An 18051-nucleotide genomic window follows, 5' to 3' on the forward strand; every position below is an offset into this window, starting at 1 on the left:
AGAAAGGTGAGTTTTATGGATAAGGAGCAACGTATAAACGAGCTTGTAGAGGAATTAAACAAGTATGCATATGAGTATTACTCTTTAGATAACCCATCGGTATCGGATAAAGAGTATGATAAAAAGTATGATGAATTAAAGGCTTTAGAAAAGGAAACAGGATATGTATTACCATATTCACCAACATTAAGGGTTGGAGATAGAGTTTTAGAAGGCTTTAATAAATATACGCATAAGGGTAGACTTTGGAGTTTAGATAAAGCTCAAAGTTTTGATGAAGTTAAAGATTGGCATAATAGAAATGTAAAATTTGTAAATGAAATGAATGCTAATGGTGAAAATCTTCCACCATTAAGATATGTTGTAACTAAAAAATTTGATGGCCTAACAGTGAATTTAACCTATGATAATAATGGTATATTAGCAGTAGCTGCAACTAGAGGAACTGGAGAAGTGGGAGAAGATGTTACTGCACAAGTACAAACAATAAAATCAGTACCATTAAAAATAAATTGCAACGATGTATTTGAAGTACATGGTGAAGCTATAATGACTACAGAGGCTTTTGAAAAATATAATAAAACATCAGAGAATCCGCTTAAAAATTTAAGAAATGGTGCAGCAGGAGCTTTAAGAAACTTAAATGTTAAAGAAACTGCTAAGAGAAATCTTTCAGCTTTCTTTTATGATATAGGATATAAAGAAGGAACTAAATTTAAAAATTATCAAGAAATGCTTGAATTTATAAAAGCAAAAGGATTCCCTATGGATGAGTATGTTAGATACTGTAATACAATGGATGAAGTAGAAAAAGAAATAGAGTATATAAAAATATAAGATTTGATTTAAATTATGATATTGATGGAGTAGTAATTGCTATAGATGATATTAGAACTAGGGAATTACTTGGATATACAGTTAAATTTCCTAAATGGGCAATTGCTTTCAAATTTGAAGCACAAGAAGTAACAACAAAACTTCTTGATGTAGAGTGGAATGTAGGAAGAAGTGGTAGAGTAGGACCTACAGCAATATTAGAACCAGTAGAATTAGCAGGAGTTACTGTAAAAAGAGCAACATTAAATAATATAGATGATATTAGACGAAAAGGTGTAAGAATAGGAGCAGAAGTATTCGTTAGAAGATCTAATGATGTTATTCCAGAAATAATGGGCGTTGTAGAAGAAAGCTTAGAAGGGACAATAGAAATAAATGTACCTAATATATGTCCAGCTTGTGGAGGACACGTAATTCAACAAGGAGTACATTACTTCTGTGAAAATACATTATCCTGTAAACCACAAATGGTAAAAACAATAGTACATTTTGCATCAAGAGATGCTATGAATATAGAAGGATTTTCAGAAAGAACAGCAGAACAGCTATTTGAAAAATTAGATATAAAGTCAATATCAGAAGTATATAAATTAGAAAAAGAATCCCTTGTAACACTAGAAAAGTTTGGTCCTAAAAAGGCTCAGAATCTTTTAGATGCTATTGAAAAAAGTAAAAACTGTGAGTTACATAGATTTATATATGCTTTAGGCATACCAAATGTAGGTGTAAAGACAGCAAAGGACTTAGTAAATAAATTTAAATCAATAGAGGGCTTAAAAAATGCTACATTTGAAGATTTAGTGGAAGTCCAAGATGTAGGTGATATAGTGGCTAAATGTGTGATGGAGTTCTTTAAAGAAGAAAAGGTAATTAGCACAATTAACGAACTATTAAATTTAGGGGTAAATCCTATATTTGAAGAAAAAGAAATAATAGAAAGTTTATTTGAAGGAAAAACTGTAGTTGTAACAGGAACGCTTCAAAATTATTCAAGAGGTTCTATAAAAGAAAAACTAGAAGGGTTTGGAGCAAAAGTTGCAGGTAGCGTTAGTAAAAAGACAGATTACGTTATAGCGGGAGAAGAAGCCGGTTCAAAACTTAAAAAGGCTCAAGAGTTAGGCGTTAAAGTGCTTTCAGAGGAAGAGTTTGAAGAAATGATAAAGGGGTAAGTAATATGGGGAGAATAAGATTAAAAGATGTATTTACCTTCATATGTACATTAGCTGTAGTAATAACAAGTGGGATAATAATATGCACATTTTTGACTATATATCAATTCTTTATAATAGGTCAAATATTTAATTCATATTTTTTATTACAGTTAGCAATTTCTATAACTATGGCATTATGGTCAATAAGATTCTTTATATATAGAAAAGGTAAAGAAAGATATATTTATTCAGGGGCATTTATGCTAATATCCATTATATTTATATTTTTCATGTCTAATTTAATAAAATAACTTAAAAAAATGTAACCACCATTAATTAGTATTTATAATGGTGGTTACATTTTTCTATAGAAATAAAATTAAAATGAAATTATATTATGTTGGTTATCAGAATCATCATTAAATAATTCCTCTTCATTTATAACTTCATCTACATTAAATCCTTCGTTAGAAGGATCATTGTTAGGATTTTTAGCTTTAGTATAAGCTAAATGGTTAAGAGATTGGTAAACTTTATCTAATAAGAAATTTTGAATTCTTTGGTTTTTATACATTTTATTGAATATTATAAATCCCCATATACCAATTATGGTTAATGAGATCATAAATAATATTGCAACAGAATAAAATACTATTTGAAAAATTTGTACTGCTAATAACATTTAAAAACCTCCATTAAAAATATAAATCTATTATATCATAATGTTAATATTTTTACTTTATTACCAAAAAGTATTTCTTAAATTAGTATGGAGTGATTAGTTATAGGATTAAGTGGATATAATTAGAACTATAATTAGCAAAAGGAGAGACCTAAATGAAAAAGATATTAATAACAATAGTCTCAAGTATATTATTAGTAGTATTTTTATTAGGTTTTGTAGATATAGTAAAAGAGAAACCTACAGAAAGTAAAGCAGTATTAACATATTCAATATCTACAATTCCACAAGACTTAAAGGTAATAGGAAAATTAGATAAAAGGGAACAAGATATTGTATGTGCTACAAGTAGGGCCTTAGTAGACTTAGATAAGAGTGGCAATATTCTACCGTCATTAGCTGAAAGTGTAGAAGTTCATGATGAAGGGTTAGAATATGATTTTAAAATTAGAGATGATATTTACTGGAGTGATGGAAGCCAAATTACACCAAAGGATATTGCAAGTTTTTTTAGAGAGATACTAACAGAAGAGGATGAAAATAGCATAGAAGCATTATTAAATGTATATGGAGCTAGAGATTTTAGAAATGGAACAGGTTCATTTAATGAAAATGTGGGTATTAGAACAACAGATACTAATTTAGTAATTAGACTAAATACAAAAGATGAGAATTTTGTAAAAGAATTAAGTAATCCACAATATAGATTAAGAAAGAATGTTTTATTATGGCAAGATATACAAAATAATTATCAAGAATTAGTATATTCAGGAGATTATAGCATTTCATCTATGAATATAAGTGAAGTTATATTAAAAAGAAATAATAAAATAGACTCAAAATTAGTTGAATCTATACATATTGCTAAGGATGAAGGTGAAGAATTAGCAATGGCAGCTTTTGAAGTTGGAAATAGAGATATAGTTATAAATCCACCTAAAAGTCAACTAGATAGACTTAAAAGTGAAAGTAAATTAGTAACATTAGAATCAACTAAAGGGATGTATTTAGCCTTTAATCCAAATGGAGAAAGTATACCTGTAGAAGGGAAAAAGGATATTTATAGATTACTTAATGAAGCTATAGGAGAATATCAAATTCAAAATAGCTCTTTTGTTGAACTAGCAGAAGGGAGTTATTTTAGAGATGATAAGGATGATTTAGCAAAATTACAATCAAGAAAAGTTATGAGTAACGAAGTAGATAAGTGGGAGCATTTGAAAGAGGTTGTATTAATAGCAGAAGAAACTACAGAAAATAAAAATTTCTCCGAATTTTTGTCTAAATGGTTTGAAAAAAATACAGATATGATACTAACTTATAACTTAGTACCAAAAGAAGAATTTAAAAACATACATGAAGAAACTTACTATAACATAGCATTATTACAATGTGAGTCATCTTTAAGTGGTGAAAATTCATTATTTAATGAAATGATAAACTTCTTGCCAGATAATTACAAAAAAGAACTTAAGAATATACAAAGTGAAGAAGAGAGAAAAAATAAGTTTGTAAGTATTGAAGATAGTTTATTTAATACTTATCAATTATTACCAGTATTATTTTATAATGATAATATAGCCATAAGTGATAAAATAAAAAATATATCTTTAGACAGAAATGGAAATATAGATTTTAATAAATTAGAAAAATAATAAGAGACCGTGTTTAAATTTAAACACGGTCTTAAATAATAATTATTTATCATGATCTTTAGAAGTTTTATCATCTTTAATTTCTGTTTCAATTAAAGAGCTTGAGTTTTCTGAAATGACTGTTTGGCTTATTTCTTCCTCAAAAATTTCTTCTATAGAGTTCTCATTATTATTTTCAGCAATGACCTCGATGTCTTCAGTATCAGATATTATTTTGTCTTCAATATCTAAGGTTGTAATTTCTAAATCTTCTTCTAAACTATCTTTATGGATATCATCTAATTTAACAGCTTGCTTTTCTTCTTTAATATTAGTATTTAAAGTAACTTCATTCATAAAATCATCTTTAAATACTAATATTAACATATAAAATATAAACATATTTTTATAACTATCAAAGGATGAACCACTTATAGAAAAAGTATCTTTCTTTTTTACGTAATTCATAGTTTTATTGAAAATTGGTGCTACGCCAATACTATTAGGTGATGGTAAGCTAGGCATTCTAAATAAGCTTTCATCTAACATATCACTTGAATTAAGAGTTAATCCTCTATATCTTTCATAATCATCTAAAGTAGGCGCAGTTGGCCAAGTAGGTATTAAACCTGAATTTATAAAGTACTTTTTATATAAAGCAGATAGCATATGTTTATATTCATTATAGTTATTAAAAGTATTTGCATACATATTAAATGCTAAGAAATAAAAAACTATATCAAAGCAAGAATATTTTAATTCTTTTTTTCCAGAAAGCTTAAGGAAAATTTCTTTGTCATCATCATATAAGTCAGTTAATCTATTTAAAATCTCCGTAGCTTTATCACTAAAAGTGATTATTCCAGTATGTTTATAGGATAAAATTAAGTTTATTGACAATAAAGATGTAAAATCAAGAGCATCAACATAATAATCTTTTTCATCAAATTTGTTTATTAAAAAATCAGTTAAATCTACAATTAGCATTTTGCAATCTAGGTTATTAGAATATTTATAGAAAATATTAATTGCAGTAAGAACTTTACATAGTTCTTCAAAAGAACATTCATAAAGTTTTTCTTTGAAATCTACAAGCATTTGAAGAATTTCTAAAGAGAATTTTTTGTAATCTTCGGATATAGATTCTTCAGGGAATTTAGTAGCATATGAATAATAAGCTATCATCATAAATGCTTGGTCTGAGAATTTAAACTTTTTACTTTTATCAACTAGATTAAATCCTTTATAGTTATTTTCAGAGATATTTTTCTTTTCAACAAAAACACCTTCAGCATTTCTTAAATTAATAGAATAAAATTCAAGTTGATCTTTTGCAAGTTTTTTATATATTTGAGATAATGAGTAATTTCCTTTATCTACATTTTCAAAATGTCTATAATAACTAATAAGTTCTAACACATTTAGAGTCATTAAAGCATTAGTAGTTGGATTTATATCCTTTTTGAAAGTATCTTCGTCAAATCCATTTGAATTCTTGCTATGGATGTAGTTTGGTGACGATTTTTTGTAAATACATAGTAGTGGAGAAAAGCTATTAAGTGTGGTAATATCAATTGAGGAAGACATTCTTTTATAACTCTTTATAGAAGAAACTAATCCACACTTTGATTCAAGAACCAAGGTTCTTATGGCTTCTTTTGATAAATAAAAAAGTTGGCCACTAATCTCTTTTTGAGATAAACTATTCATTCTAAAAAATGGTCCGATATATCGCAATTTATTCACCTCTTAATTAATCCTTATATTAATAATATGAGGTAAGTAGTGAAATAGTGCATAAATTTTAATATATAAGTTGGAGGAATCAATATGAGAGTAGATGGCAGAAAAAATGATCAGGTAAGGAATACTAAAATAAGCAGAAATTATACAAAATATGCTGAGGGATCAGTTTTAATAGAGGTAGGAGACACAAAAGTAATTTGTACTGCTTCAATAGAAGATAAGGTTCCACCATTTTTAAAGGGAAAAGGTGAAGGTTGGATAACTGCAGAATATAATATGCTTCCAAGATCTACTGGAACTAGAAAGCCAAGAGATATAGCAAGATTAAAACTTGATGGAAGAACAATGGAGATTCAAAGATTAATAGGGAGAGCATTAAGATCAGTTGTAGATTTTAAGGCTTTAGGAGAAAGAACTATTTGGATAGATTGTGATGTTATACAAGCTGATGGAGGAACTAGAACTACATCAATAACTGGTGCATTTGTAGCTTTAGTAGATGCTGTAAATAAGATTCATAAAGAAAAGCCTTTTAAGGTATATCCTATAAGAAATTTTGTTAGTGCAACAAGTATAGGTGTAGTAAACGGTGAAAAGATAATAGATTTATGTTATGAAGAAGATTCAAATGCAACAGTAGATATGAATGTTGTAGCTACTGAAGAAGGAGAATTTATAGAAATTCAAGGGACTGGCGAAGAAGCTCCATTTAAGAGAAGTGAATTAAATGAGTTATTAGATTTAGCAGAAAAGGGTATAAAACAAATGGTACAAATCCAAAAAGAAGCATTGAAAATGGATTGTCTTTGGATAGGTACAGGGGAGAGTAAGTAACTATGAAAAAATTAATAATAGCAAGTAATAATCAAAAAAAAATAAAAGAAATAAAAGAAATTCTTACGGGGATTTCTTTAACTATATTATCATTAAAAGATGAAAATATAGATATAGATGTAGTTGAAGATGGAAAAACCTTTGAAGAAAATGCTAAGAAAAAAGCAGTAGAAATATGTGATTACTTATTAAAAAGAGGAGAAAGTAATTTTATAGTACTTGGAGATGATTCAGGTCTAGAGGTTGATTATTTGAATGGAGAACCTGGTATATACTCAGCAAGATATTCAGGTAGTCATGGAGATAATGAAAAAAATAATGAAAAATTATTAGAAAGACTAAGTGGAGTTAAGAGAGAAGATAGAAAAGCAAGGTTTGTATGTCAACTTGCTTTAGTTGATGATAAAAAAAGATATAAGGCTATTACAGGATATGTAGAAGGTTATATATTAGAGGCTTTAAATGGAGCTGGTGGCTTTGGATATGATCCATTATTTTATTATGAACCACTTAAAAAGTCTTTTGGAGAAGCGACTGCTGAAGAAAAAAATGAAATTTCACATAGAGGAATAGCTTTAAAGAAATTTAAAGAAGAAATAAAGGGATTTTTATAGGAGGGCTATATGAAAATTGCTGTTATAAGTGACTCACATTATAATGAAAGCTCAAGCGTGGCTGTAAAAGCCTATATAAAAGAGGCTGATGTGTTAATACATTGTGGAGATGGTGTACCTGATTTAGAGAAGATAGCTGAGGGATTTAAAGGAGAAGTGTACGGTGTACAGGGGAATTGTGATTTTGCTAAGGGATTTCCTAAGGAAAGGATAATAGAAATAGCCGGTCAAAAAATATTTGTGTGTCATGGACATTTTTATAATGTTAAAAATGGCTATAACAATATATTTTATAAAGCACAAGAAGTAGGAGCAAATATAGTTTTATTTGGTCATTCACATCTAGCTATTATTATAGAACATGAAGGAATACTATTAATGAATCCTGGTAGTATGTCATTACCATATGGAACTAAAAAGAAGAGTTTAGGGTTTATAGAGATTGAAGATGGTAAAATTATTAATTCATATATAAAAGAAATAGGTAAATAAGAGTAGTTTTATTTAGATTTATATACGTCAAATACCGACAAAATTTTTAAATATCTTTAAATATCTTTAATTTACTAGTATATTTAAAGATATTTTAAAAAAGGTATTGACGTATTAATATTCATATTGTAAAATAAACAATGTCGCTAAGAGATGTAGCGGAAACACTTCGGGGTGTGGCGCAGATGGGAGCGCGCGTGGTTTGGGACCATGAGGTCGCAGGTTCAATCCCTGTCACCCCGACCACTTAAAACATATATGCGGGTGTAGCTCAATGGTAGAGCCCTTGCCTTCCAAGCAAGTTACGTGAGTTCGATTCTCATCACCCGCTCCAATTTTTCAAATAACATTTGAAAAAATATGTTGACAAGTGATGAAAGATAAGTTAAAATAACAAATGTTCTTCAAAGAAAATAAGCGTCTTTAGCTCAGCTGGATAGAGCAACGCCCTTCTAAGGCGTGGGCCAGGAGTTCGAATCTCTTAAGACGCACCATATCGGGGTGTGGCGCAGATGGGAGCGCGCGTGGTTTGGGACCATGAGGTCGCAGGTTCAATCCCTGTCACCCCGACCACTTAAAACTTAATATGCGGGTGTAGCTCAATGGTAGAGCCCTTGCCTTCCAAGCAAGTTACGTGAGTTCGATTCTCATCACCCGCTCCATAAACCATTAATTTGGTTAGTAAGCGTCTTTAGCTCAGCTGGATAGAGCAACGCCCTTCTAAGGCGTGGGCCAGGAGTTCGAATCTCTTAAGACGCACCATATGGTGAACGTAGTTCAGTTGGTAGAGCGCCAGTTTGTGGCACTGGTTGTTGTGGGTTCGAGTCCCATCGTTCACCCCATATGCTGGGATATCGCCAAGCGGTAAGGCACCGCACTTTGACTGCGGTATTCGTAGGTTCAAATCCTGCTATCCCAGCCAATTTGGTTTACTAGCTCAGTCGGTAGAGCACTTGACTTTTAATCAAGGTGTCCGGGGTTCGATTCCCCGGTAAGCCACCAAATATATAAGCAGATGTGGCGGAATTGGCAGACGCACTAGACTTAGGATCTAGCGCCATTGGCGTGGGGGTTCGACTCCCTTCATCTGCACCATATATTTAATTTGAAAACTAAATTACCATAATTAATAAGCGGAAGTGGCTCAATGGTAGAGCGTCACCTTGCCAAGGTGAATGTTGCGAGTTCGAGTCTCGTCTTTCGCTCCACATGCGGGTGTAGCTCAATGGTAGAGCCCTTGCCTTCCAAGCAAGTTACGTGAGTTCGATTCTCATCACCCGCTCCATAAACCATTAATTTGGTTAGTAAGCGTCTTTAGCTCAGCTGGATAGAGCAACGCCCTTCTAAGGCGTGGGCCAGGAGTTCGAATCTCTTAAGACGCACCATTTAAGCGTTATTAGCTCAGTTGGTAGAGCACCTGACTCTTAATCAGGGTGTCCCGGGTTCGAATCCCTGATGACGCACCATATGGTGAATGTAGTTCAGTTGGTAGAGCGCCAGTTTGTGGCACTGGTTGTCGTGGGTTCGAGTCCCATCGTTCACCCCATATGCTGGGATATCGCCAAGCGGTAAGGCACCGCACTTTGACTGCGGTATTCGTAGGTTCAAATCCTGCTATCCCAGCCAATTTGGTTTACTAGCTCAGTCGGTAGAGCACTTGACTTTTAATCAAGGTGTCCGGGGTTCGATTCCCCGGTAAGCCACCAAATATATAAGCAGATGTGGCGGAATTGGCAGACGCACTAGACTTAGGATCTAGCGCCATTGGCGTGGGGGTTCGACTCCCTTCATCTGCACCATATATTTAATTTGAAAACTAAATTACCATAATTAATAAGCGGAAGTGGCTCAATGGTAGAGCGTCACCTTGCCAAGGTGAATATTGCGAGTTCGAGTCTCGTCTTTCGCTCCACATGCGGGTGTAGCTCAATGGTAGAGCCCTTGCCTTCCAAGCAAGTTACGTGAGTTCGATTCTCATCACCCGCTCCATATTAAAAGTTAGACAACTGAAATAGTTGTCTTTTTTTATTCTACTGATATTAACATAATGTGTATAAAATTAAAAGTTTTCCACAAAAATTAAAATCGAAATTTAAATTCTGTGGATAAAATTCAGAAATATAACAAAATTTAGTGGATAACTCTAAATTGTCTGTTAATAAATATAGATTATTATAAGTAGCAATTGTCTAACAATTGCTACTTTTTTTATATAATAGTATTTACAAATAATTGCATAAGGAATAAATTTTATATTATATAAGTATTAGTTAAAAGTGAGGTGAGGGAATGAAGTATAAAAAAAATTATAATACAGAAGAATTTAAAACTTTATATAAATATGATGGCAATTTAGGTGCAATTTATTCTAAAGAAAAAACTAAATTTATATTATGGTCACCAACAGCAACTTTAGTTAAATTATATTTTTTTAGAGAAAAAGGTTATAAAGAAACTATAAATATGAATAGAGAAAAATATGGAGTTTGGTCAATAGAAATAAAGGGTGATTTAGATGAAGTATATTATAACTATTTAGTCACTATTGATGATATGGAAAATGAAGTTGTAGATCCTTATGCAAAGGCGGTTGGTGTTAATGGTACTATTGGTATGGTAGTAGATTTAAAATCTACTAATCCAAAGAACTGGGATAAGCATTTTAGACCTATATTAGAAAGTCCAACTGATTCAATAATATATGAAACACATATAAGGGATTTTTCTATAGATGAGTTTTCAGGTATAAATAGTGAGCTTAAGGGGAAATATCAAGGGATGTGCCAACCTAATACAAAATTAATAAATACTAATATAAAGACAGGCATAGATCATATAAAAGATTTAGGAATAAATGTAGTACATTTATTGCCATGCTTTGATTATAAATCAGTAAATGAGAGTAATATAGATAATCAAGAGTATAACTGGGGATATGATCCACAAAATTATAATGTTCCTGAAGGTTCATATTCTACAAATCCATATAATCCAAAGGTTAGAATAAAAGAATTTAAAGAGATGATAATGAAATTCCATGAATGTGGAATTAAAGTAGTTATGGATGTTGTATATAATCATACTGCAGAAACAGATAACTTTGATAATATTGTACCTGGATATTATTATAGACAAGATATATATGGAAATTTATCTAATGCATCTCAATGTGGAAATGAAACTGCCTCTGAAAGGTATATGGTAAGAAGATTTATAATAGATTCTGTATGCTATTGGGCGAAGGAATATAAGATAGATGGATTTAGGTTTGATTTAATGGGTATTCATGATATAGAGACTATGAAAGAAATAAGAAATAGATTAAATGAAATAAATAGTAATATCTTAATTTATGGAGAAGGGTGGAAAGCTGGAGAGTCTCCTATAGACGCTGAAAAATTAGCTTTAAAGCAAAATATTTTAAAGTTTAATAAATTACAAATAGCAGCTTTTAGTGATGATATAAGAGATGGGATAAAGGGCGGTGTGTTTGAAAAATATAACAAAGGTTTTGTAAATGGAAGTTTAGGATTAGAAGAGACAATAAAATTTGGTATAGTAGCAGCTACAAAACATGAGGATATAGATTATAGTAAGGTGATTTATTCAAATAAACCATGGGCAAATGAACCTTATCAAACAATAAACTATGTATCATCACATGATAACTATACATTGTGGGATAAATTACAATTAACTAATGGAATAGATAATGAGGAGAATAAAATTGCTATGAATAAATTAGCAGCAGCTATAGTATTGACTTCTCAAGGAATCCCATTTATGCAAGCTGGGGAAGAGTTATTAAGAACAAAAGAAAGAGCAGATGGAAGCTTTGAAGACAATAGCTATAAGTCTCCAGATAGTATAAATAAAATTGATTGGAAAAGAAAAGAGAAATATTATAATGTTTTTGAATATTATAAAGGGCTAATTAAATTAAGAAAAAGTCATATTGCATTTAGAATGAAAAGTACTGAGGATATAAAAAATAATATAGTATTTTTAAAGAAAAATGAAAATTTTTATGATGATAATGTTGTAGCGTACATGATTAATTCAAAAGGAGTTATAGATAAATGGGATAATATTATTGTTATTTTCAATGCAAATAATAAAGATGTAAAAATAAATTTATCTAATGATAGATGGAAGATAATTGTGAATAAAGATTTTGCAGGAACAAAAGAGTTAAATAATATAGAAGGGAACAGCTTAATAGTCGAAGCAATTTCTGCATGTGTATTAGTAAAGTAAAATACAATGTTGAGGTAGTGAGTTATGGGAAAATTAATTATAACGCCAAAAGGTATTTTTAGAATGTTTTACTGGCAAGATATCGAAAGATCTAATATATTTATACGAATATTAAATTTAATATTTGCTATTGTGCTAAGTTTTGGAGCTTATTCAACAGTATATTTATCTAATATGAATATTATATTGAAAATAATTATTGGAAGTTATTTAATAGTTAATATTATGTCATATTGGCCAACTGAATATTTATTAGATGAAAAAAATAAAGTTGTTAGTGCTACATTTTTTATTTTTCAAAATAACTTTATTTTATTTTCATTTATAATTCTCTTAAGATATGTTCTTAAAGAACAAAAGTTATTATTATAGAAAAAGAGTATATATCAGATTCTGATATATACTCTTTTTTGGTGCACCTAGAGGGATTCGAACCCCCGACGCCTGGATTCGAAGTCCAGCACTCTATCCAACTGAGCTATAGATGCAAATTATACTTAATATATTATAATACCTTATTGAAAATATTTCTATATTGATTTTTATTTAATTGATAACTAATTAGTTTGAAACTTTTTATTAAGACTACATAGAAGTAACATTTATTTTGATATTTTATCTAAGTAAAATAGTTCTATAAAAAGTAATTTAGTTATTTTTCATAGAACTATTATCAATTAAAATACATAAATGTATTTTAATTGAATAAGTAATTTCTTAAACTTTACCTAGTGTATCAATATAAGAAAAATCAAGGAAAAATCAGTATAATTGTAGAAAAATAAGAATAATTTGATTAGAATAGAGCAAAGATATATGTATATATTAAATGCTATGATAGAATAGTCCTTGTCCTTGAGAGACGGGTCGCAAATGACTCGGAAAACTCTTTAAAACATATTAAAAAATATGTTGACAAGAAATTCTTAAGGTGGTAAGATAAACAAGTCGCTTGAGGCGATAAGATCTTTGAAAATTGAACAGAATAAAAGTTAAGTATAACCAGCAATTCTTTTGAAAGTCTTAAAACAAAGACTCAAAGTAATTTGAGCACAGATTAAACTTTTTAGTGAGAGTTTGATCCTGGCTCAGGACGAACGCTGGCGGCGTGCCTAACACATGCAAGTCTAGCGAGGAGAGTTCCTTCGGGAACAAACCTAGCGGCGGACGGGTGAGTAACACGTGGGCAACCTGCCTTGTAGAGGGGAATAGCCTTCCGAAAGGAAGATTAATACCGCATAATATTGCAGCTTCGCATGGAGCAGTAATTAAAGGAGCAATCCGCTACAAGATGGGCCCGCGGCGCATTAGCTAGTTGGTGAGGTAACGGCTCACCAAGGCGACGATGCGTAGCCGACCTGAGAGGGTGATCGGCCACATTGGGACTGAGACACGGCCCAGACTCCTACGGGAGGCAGCAGTGGGGAATATTGCACAATGGGGGAAACCCTGATGCAGCAACGCCGCGTGAGTGATGAAGGTTTTCGGATCGTAAAGCTCTGTCTTCAGGGACGATAATGACGGTACCTGAGGAGGAAGCCACGGCTAACTACGTGCCAGCAGCCGCGGTAATACGTAGGTGGCGAGCGTTGTCCGGATTTACTGGGCGTAAAGGGAGCGTAGGCGGACTTTTAAGTGAGATGTGAAATACCCGGGCTCAACTTGGGTGCTGCATTTCAAACTGGAAGTCTAGAGTGCAGGAGAGGAGAGTGGAATTCCTAGTGTAGCGGTGAAATGCGTAGAGATTAGGAAGAACACCAGTGGCGAAGGCGACTCTCTGGACTGTAACTGACGCTGAGGCTCGAAAGCGTGGGGAGCAAACAGGATTAGATACCCTGGTAGTCCACGCCGTAAACGATGGATACTAGGTGTGGGAGGTATCAACTCCTTCCGTGCCGCCGTTAACACATTAAGTATCCCGCCTGGGGAGTACGGTCGCAAGATTAAAACTCAAAGGAATTGACGGGGGCCCGCACAAGCAGCGGAGCATGTGGTTTAATTCGAAGCAACGCGAAGAACCTTACCTAGACTTGACATCTCCTGCATTACTCTTAATCGAGGAAGTCTCTTCGGAGACAGGATGACAGGTGGTGCATGGTTGTCGTCAGCTCGTGTCGTGAGATGTTGGGTTAAGTCCCGCAACGAGCGCAACCCTTATTGTTAGTTGCTACCATTTAGTTGAGCACTCTAGCGAGACTGCCCGGGTTAACCGGGAGGAAGGTGGGGATGACGTCAAATCATCATGCCCCTTATGTCTAGGGCTACACACGTGCTACAATGGCAAGTACAACGAGATGCAATACCGCGAGGTGGAGCTAAACTATAAAACTTGTCTCAGTTCGGATTGTAGGCTGAAACTCGCCTACATGAAGCTGGAGTTGCTAGTAATCGCGAATCAGCATGTCGCGGTGAATACGTTCCCGGGCCTTGTACACACCGCCCGTCACACCATGAGAGTTGGCAATACCCAAAGTTCGTGAGCTAACCGCAAGGAGGCAGCGACCTAAGGTAGGGTCAGCGATTGGGGTGAAGTCGTAACAAGGTAGCCGTAGGAGAACCTGCGGCTGGATCACCTCCTTTCTATGGAGAAATCTAGTTAACAAGATGATTAACTAGTATATTTCAAAAGAAACGTTATCTTAACTTCTGTTCAATTTTGAGGGATTTTTCCTTCAAGAGTATGGGTCTATAGCTCAGCTGGTTAGAGCGCACGCCTGATAAGCGTGAGGTCGATGGTTCGAGTCCATTTAGACCCACCATTGTTCTTTGAAAATTGCACATGAATTAAAACAACTTTATTAACAAATGTTAATTGAGAAGTGACAACAAGCCAAGAAAAATATTCTTTGTGATATAAATTGACTCTTTGTAAAAAGAGAACCGTAAAGGTCAAGCTACAAAGGGCGCATGGTGAATGCCTTGGCATCAGGAGCCGATGAAGGACGTGATAAGCTGCGATAAGCTTCGGGTAGGCGCACATAGCCAGTGATCCGGAGATTTCCGAATGAGGGAACTCACATGGGAAACCCCATGTATCCTGTAATGAATAAATAGTTACAGGAAGGTAAACCTAGGGAACTGAAACATCTAAGTACCTAGAGGAAGAGAAAGAAAAATCGATTTTCTGAGTAGCGGCGAGCGAAAGGGAAAGAGCCCAAACCAGAGATTTATCTCTGGGGTTGCGGACAGAACATTAAATAAACTAATTTGTAACCGAAAATAATTGGAAAGTTAGGCCATAGAGTGTAATAGCCACGTAGGTAAAACAGAAAGGTTTAGAGTTCTGATCCAGAGTACCACGAGACACGTGAAACCTTGTGGGAAGCAGGGAGGACCACCTCCCAAGGCTAAATACTACCTGATGACCGATAGTGAAGCAGTACCGTGAGGGAAAGGTGAAAAGAACCCCGGGAGGGGAGTGAAATAGAACCTGAAACCGTGTGCCTACAACCGGTCAGAGCACCATATGAGTGTGATGACGTGCTTTTTGTAGAACGAGCCAACGAGTTACGGTATGTAGCAAGGTTAAGTACTTAAGGTACGGAGCCGAAGGGAAACCGAGTCTTAATAGGGCGACTAGTTGCATGCCGTAGACCCGAAACCGGGTGACCTATCCATGGCCAGGTTGAAGCGGGGGTAAAACCCCGTGGAGGACCGAACCACGTTGCTGTTGAAAAAGCATGGGATGAGCTGTGGATAGCGGAGAAATTCCAATCGAACTCGGAGATAGCTGGTTCTCCTCGAAATAGCTTTAGGGCTAGCGTCGGATATGAGTAATGGAGGTAGAGCACTGAATGGGCTAGGGGGCGTATCGCTTACCGAACCTTATCAAACTCCGAATGCCATATACTATTAGTCCGGCAGTCAGACTACGAATGATAAGATCCGTGGTCAAAAGGGAAAAAGCCCAGATCGTCAGCTAAGGTCCCAAAGTGTAAGTTAAGTGGAAAAGGATGTGGGATTTCTAAGACAACTAGGATGTTGGCTTAGAAGCAGCCACTCATTGAAAGAGTGCGTAATAGCTCACTAGTCGAGAGATCCTGCGCCGAAAATGTCCGGGGCTCAAACTTACCACCGAAGCTACGGGCTCATCGTAAGATGAGCGGTAGAGGAGCGTCGTAATCGGGCTGAAGTCGTACCGTAAGGAGCGGTGGACTGATTACGAGTGAGAATGTTGGCATTAGTAGCGAGATGTGAGTGAGAATCTCACAGGTCGAAAATCTAAGGTTTCCTGGGGAAGGCTCGTCCGCCCAGGGTTAGTCGGGACCTAAGCCGAGGCCGATAGGCGTAGGCGATGGACAATCGGTTGATATTCCGATACCACTACAATCGTTATTATCGATGGTGTGACGGAGAAGGATAGGATGTGCTAGCGATTGGAAATGCTAGTCTAAGCGTTTAGGGAGTTGAAACAGGCAAATCCGTTTCAACAATTCTGAGGCGTGATGGGGAAGGCCAAAAGGCTGAAGTATCTGATTCCATGCTTCCAAGAAAAGCATCTAGAGAGAGAAGTAGTGCCCGTACCGCAAACCGACACAGGTAGATGAGGAGAGAATCCTAAGACCAGCGGAAGAATTGCAGTTAAGGAACTAGGCAAATTGACCCCGTAAGTTAGCGAGAAGGGGTGCCTACGAGAGTAGGCCGCAGAGAATAGGCCCAAGCAACTGTTTAGCAAAAACACAGGTCTCTGCTAAAGCGCAAGCTGATGTATAGGGGCTGACGCCTGCCCGGTGCTGGAAGGTTAAGGGGAACACTTAGCGCAAGCGAAGGTGTGAACTTAAGCCCCAGTAAACGGCGGCCGTAACTATAACGGTCCTAAGGTAGCGAAATTCCTTGTCAGGTAAGTTCTGACCCGCACGAATGGCGTAATGACTTGGGCACTGTCTCAACTGCAAATCCGGCGAAGTTGTAGTGCGAGTGAAGATGCTCGCTACCCGCGATTGGACGGAAAGACCCCGTAGAGCTTTACTGTAGCTTAGCATTGAATTCCGATATTGTCTGTACAGGATAGGTGGGAGACTGGGAAACTAGGGCGTCAGCCTTGGTGGAGTCATCCTTGGGATACCACCCTGACAGTATTGGGGTTCTAACCGGACGCCATGAATCTGGTGACGGGACATTGTTAGGTGGGCAGTTTGACTGGGGCGGTCGCCTCCTAAAAAGTAACGGAGGCGCCCAAAGGTTCCCTCAGAACGGTCGGAAATCGTTCGAAGAGTGCAAAGGCAGAAGGGAGCCTGACTGCGACACCCACAAGTGGAGCAGGGACGAAAGTCGGGCTTAGTGATCCGGTGGTACCTCGTGGGAGGGCCATCGCTCAACGGATAAAAGCTACCTCGGGGATAACAGGCTGATCTCCCCCAAGAGTCCACATCGACGGGGAGGTTTGGCACCTCGATGTCGGCTCGTCGCATCCTGGGGCTGTAGTAGGTCCCAAGGGTTGGGCTGTTCGCCCATTAAAGCGGCACGCGAGCTGGGTTCAGAACGTCGTGAGACAGTTCGGTCCCTATCCGTCGCGGGCGTAGGAAATTTGAGAGGAGCTGTCCTTAGTACGAGAGGACCGGGATGGACTGACCTCTGGTGCACCAGTTGTTCTGCCAAGAGCATGGCTGGGTAGCTAAGTCGGGAAGGGATAAACGCTGAAAGCATCTAAGCGTGAAGCCCCCCTCAAGATGAGATTTCCCATAGCATAAGCTAGTAAGACCCCTTGAAGAACACAAGGTTGATAGGTCAGAGGTGTAAGTGTGGTAACATATTTAGCTGACTGATACTAATAGGTCGAGGGCTTGACCAATAACGAAATGGCA

The 18051-nt window shown here is 35.3% G+C and carries 9 protein-coding genes, 22 tRNA genes, 2 rRNA genes and 1 pseudogene; 31 read left to right on the forward strand and 3 right to left on the reverse strand.

Translation table 11 applies throughout. The features are described from left to right. Nucleotides 1-15 precede the first annotated feature (15 nt). Nucleotides 16-2006, forward strand: a pseudogene (gene ligA, locus BTM21_RS00480) (NAD-dependent DNA ligase LigA). A 5-nt stretch (nt 2007-2011) separates the two neighbouring features. Continuing rightward, complete coding sequence (locus BTM21_RS00485) at nt 2012-2299, forward strand: hypothetical protein (protein WP_021874492.1); 288 nt, start codon at nt 2012-2014, stop codon at nt 2297-2299. 68 nt (nt 2300-2367) lie between these two features. Here BTM21_RS00485 and BTM21_RS00490 read toward each other — a convergent pair whose 3' ends face one another. Beyond that, the gene (locus tag BTM21_RS00490; RefSeq protein WP_021874491.1) at nt 2368-2670 is read right to left on the reverse strand and encodes a hypothetical protein; all 303 of its coding nucleotides are present in this window, start codon (nt 2668-2670) and stop codon (nt 2368-2370) included. A gap of 155 nt (nt 2671-2825) precedes the next feature. Here BTM21_RS00490 and BTM21_RS00495 point away from each other — a divergent pair, with 155 nt between their 5' ends. Then, a complete protein-coding gene (locus BTM21_RS00495; RefSeq protein ID WP_021874490.1) occupies nt 2826-4325 on the forward strand; it encodes an ABC transporter substrate-binding protein in 1500 nt (499 codons plus the stop codon). A 42-nt stretch (nt 4326-4367) separates the two neighbouring features. On the opposite strand, the gene BTM21_RS00500 is transcribed toward BTM21_RS00495, so the two are convergent. Next, on the reverse strand, nt 4368-6041 hold the full coding sequence (locus BTM21_RS00500) for a hypothetical protein (protein WP_079481654.1): 1674 nt from the start codon (nt 6039-6041) through the stop codon (nt 4368-4370). Nucleotides 6042-6134: 93 nt separating this feature from the next. On the opposite strand from BTM21_RS00500, the gene rph reads away from it, so the two are divergent. The 25 genes from rph (at nt 6135) to BTM21_RS00625 (ending at nt 12619) form a co-directional block, all read left to right on the forward strand. Further along, nucleotides 6135-6884, forward strand: a complete 750-nt coding sequence (rph, locus tag BTM21_RS00505; RefSeq protein ID WP_021874488.1) for a ribonuclease PH — start codon at nt 6135-6137, stop codon at nt 6882-6884. A 2-nt stretch (nt 6885-6886) separates the two neighbouring features. Continuing rightward, the gene (locus BTM21_RS00510) at nt 6887-7498 is read left to right on the forward strand and encodes an XTP/dITP diphosphatase (protein WP_021874487.1); all 612 of its coding nucleotides are present in this window, start codon (nt 6887-6889) and stop codon (nt 7496-7498) included. Between the two features lie 9 nt (nt 7499-7507). Then, nucleotides 7508-7990 carry a metallophosphoesterase gene (locus tag BTM21_RS00515; RefSeq protein WP_079481653.1) on the forward strand — a complete coding sequence of 161 codons (483 nt, stop codon included), beginning with the start codon at nt 7508-7510 and terminating at the stop codon, nt 7988-7990. Between the two features lie 170 nt (nt 7991-8160). Then, nucleotides 8161-8236 (forward strand) — tRNA-Pro (locus BTM21_RS00520). Between the two features lie 14 nt (nt 8237-8250). Continuing rightward, nucleotides 8251-8324: transfer RNA gene (locus BTM21_RS00525), tRNA-Gly, on the forward strand. 83 nt (nt 8325-8407) lie between these two features. After that, nucleotides 8408-8484, forward strand: a tRNA-Arg gene (locus BTM21_RS00530). 3 nt (nt 8485-8487) lie between these two features. Next, nucleotides 8488-8563: transfer RNA gene (locus tag BTM21_RS00535), tRNA-Pro, on the forward strand. Nucleotides 8564-8578: 15 nt separating this feature from the next. Then, nucleotides 8579-8652 (forward strand) — tRNA-Gly (locus BTM21_RS00540). 23 nt (nt 8653-8675) lie between these two features. Next, a tRNA-Arg gene (locus tag BTM21_RS00545) sits at nt 8676-8752 on the forward strand. 4 nt (nt 8753-8756) lie between these two features. Then, a tRNA-His gene (locus BTM21_RS00550) sits at nt 8757-8832 on the forward strand. Between the two features lie 5 nt (nt 8833-8837). Beyond that, nucleotides 8838-8912: transfer RNA gene (locus tag BTM21_RS00555), tRNA-Gln, on the forward strand. A gap of 4 nt (nt 8913-8916) precedes the next feature. Beyond that, nucleotides 8917-8992: transfer RNA gene (locus tag BTM21_RS00560), tRNA-Lys, on the forward strand. A gap of 9 nt (nt 8993-9001) precedes the next feature. Next, a tRNA-Leu gene (locus BTM21_RS00565) sits at nt 9002-9085 on the forward strand. A 38-nt stretch (nt 9086-9123) separates the two neighbouring features. Beyond that, nucleotides 9124-9198: transfer RNA gene (locus BTM21_RS00570), tRNA-Gly, on the forward strand. Between the two features lie 3 nt (nt 9199-9201). After that, nucleotides 9202-9275, forward strand: a tRNA-Gly gene (locus BTM21_RS00575). Between the two features lie 23 nt (nt 9276-9298). Further along, a tRNA-Arg gene (locus BTM21_RS00580) sits at nt 9299-9375 on the forward strand. A 5-nt stretch (nt 9376-9380) separates the two neighbouring features. Further along, nucleotides 9381-9456: transfer RNA gene (locus tag BTM21_RS00585), tRNA-Lys, on the forward strand. A gap of 4 nt (nt 9457-9460) precedes the next feature. After that, nucleotides 9461-9536: transfer RNA gene (locus BTM21_RS00590), tRNA-His, on the forward strand. Between the two features lie 5 nt (nt 9537-9541). Beyond that, nucleotides 9542-9616 (forward strand) — tRNA-Gln (locus BTM21_RS00595). Between the two features lie 4 nt (nt 9617-9620). After that, nucleotides 9621-9696, forward strand: a tRNA-Lys gene (locus BTM21_RS00600). 9 nt (nt 9697-9705) lie between these two features. Continuing rightward, nucleotides 9706-9789, forward strand: a tRNA-Leu gene (locus BTM21_RS00605). 38 nt (nt 9790-9827) lie between these two features. After that, a tRNA-Gly gene (locus BTM21_RS00610) sits at nt 9828-9902 on the forward strand. Between the two features lie 3 nt (nt 9903-9905). Beyond that, nucleotides 9906-9979 (forward strand) — tRNA-Gly (locus BTM21_RS00615). Nucleotides 9980-10279: 300 nt separating this feature from the next. Next, nucleotides 10280-12247, forward strand: a complete 1968-nt coding sequence (pulA, locus tag BTM21_RS00620; RefSeq protein ID WP_021874485.1) for a type I pullulanase — start codon at nt 10280-10282, stop codon at nt 12245-12247. A gap of 24 nt (nt 12248-12271) precedes the next feature. Further along, a complete protein-coding gene (locus tag BTM21_RS00625; RefSeq protein ID WP_079481652.1) occupies nt 12272-12619 on the forward strand; it encodes a hypothetical protein in 348 nt (115 codons plus the stop codon). 39 nt (nt 12620-12658) lie between these two features. Here the strand turns inward: BTM21_RS00625 and BTM21_RS00630 are convergent. Continuing rightward, nucleotides 12659-12735, reverse strand: a tRNA-Arg gene (locus tag BTM21_RS00630). Between the two features lie 577 nt (nt 12736-13312). Here BTM21_RS00630 and BTM21_RS00635 point away from each other — a divergent pair. From BTM21_RS00635 to BTM21_RS00645, 3 genes are all read left to right on the forward strand, one after another. Next, nucleotides 13313-14827, forward strand: a 16S ribosomal RNA gene (locus BTM21_RS00635). A gap of 102 nt (nt 14828-14929) precedes the next feature. Continuing rightward, nucleotides 14930-15006: transfer RNA gene (locus tag BTM21_RS00640), tRNA-Ile, on the forward strand. Nucleotides 15007-15134: 128 nt separating this feature from the next. After that, a 23S ribosomal RNA gene (locus tag BTM21_RS00645) occupies nt 15135-18038 on the forward strand. Together the 16S and 23S rRNA genes with 1 tRNA gene alongside form the textbook arrangement of a ribosomal RNA operon. The last annotated feature ends 13 nt before the right edge of the window (nt 18039-18051 follow it).

Source organism: Clostridium chauvoei, from assembly GCF_002327185.1.
Lineage (GTDB): Bacteria > Bacillota > Clostridia > Clostridiales > Clostridiaceae > Clostridium > Clostridium chauvoei.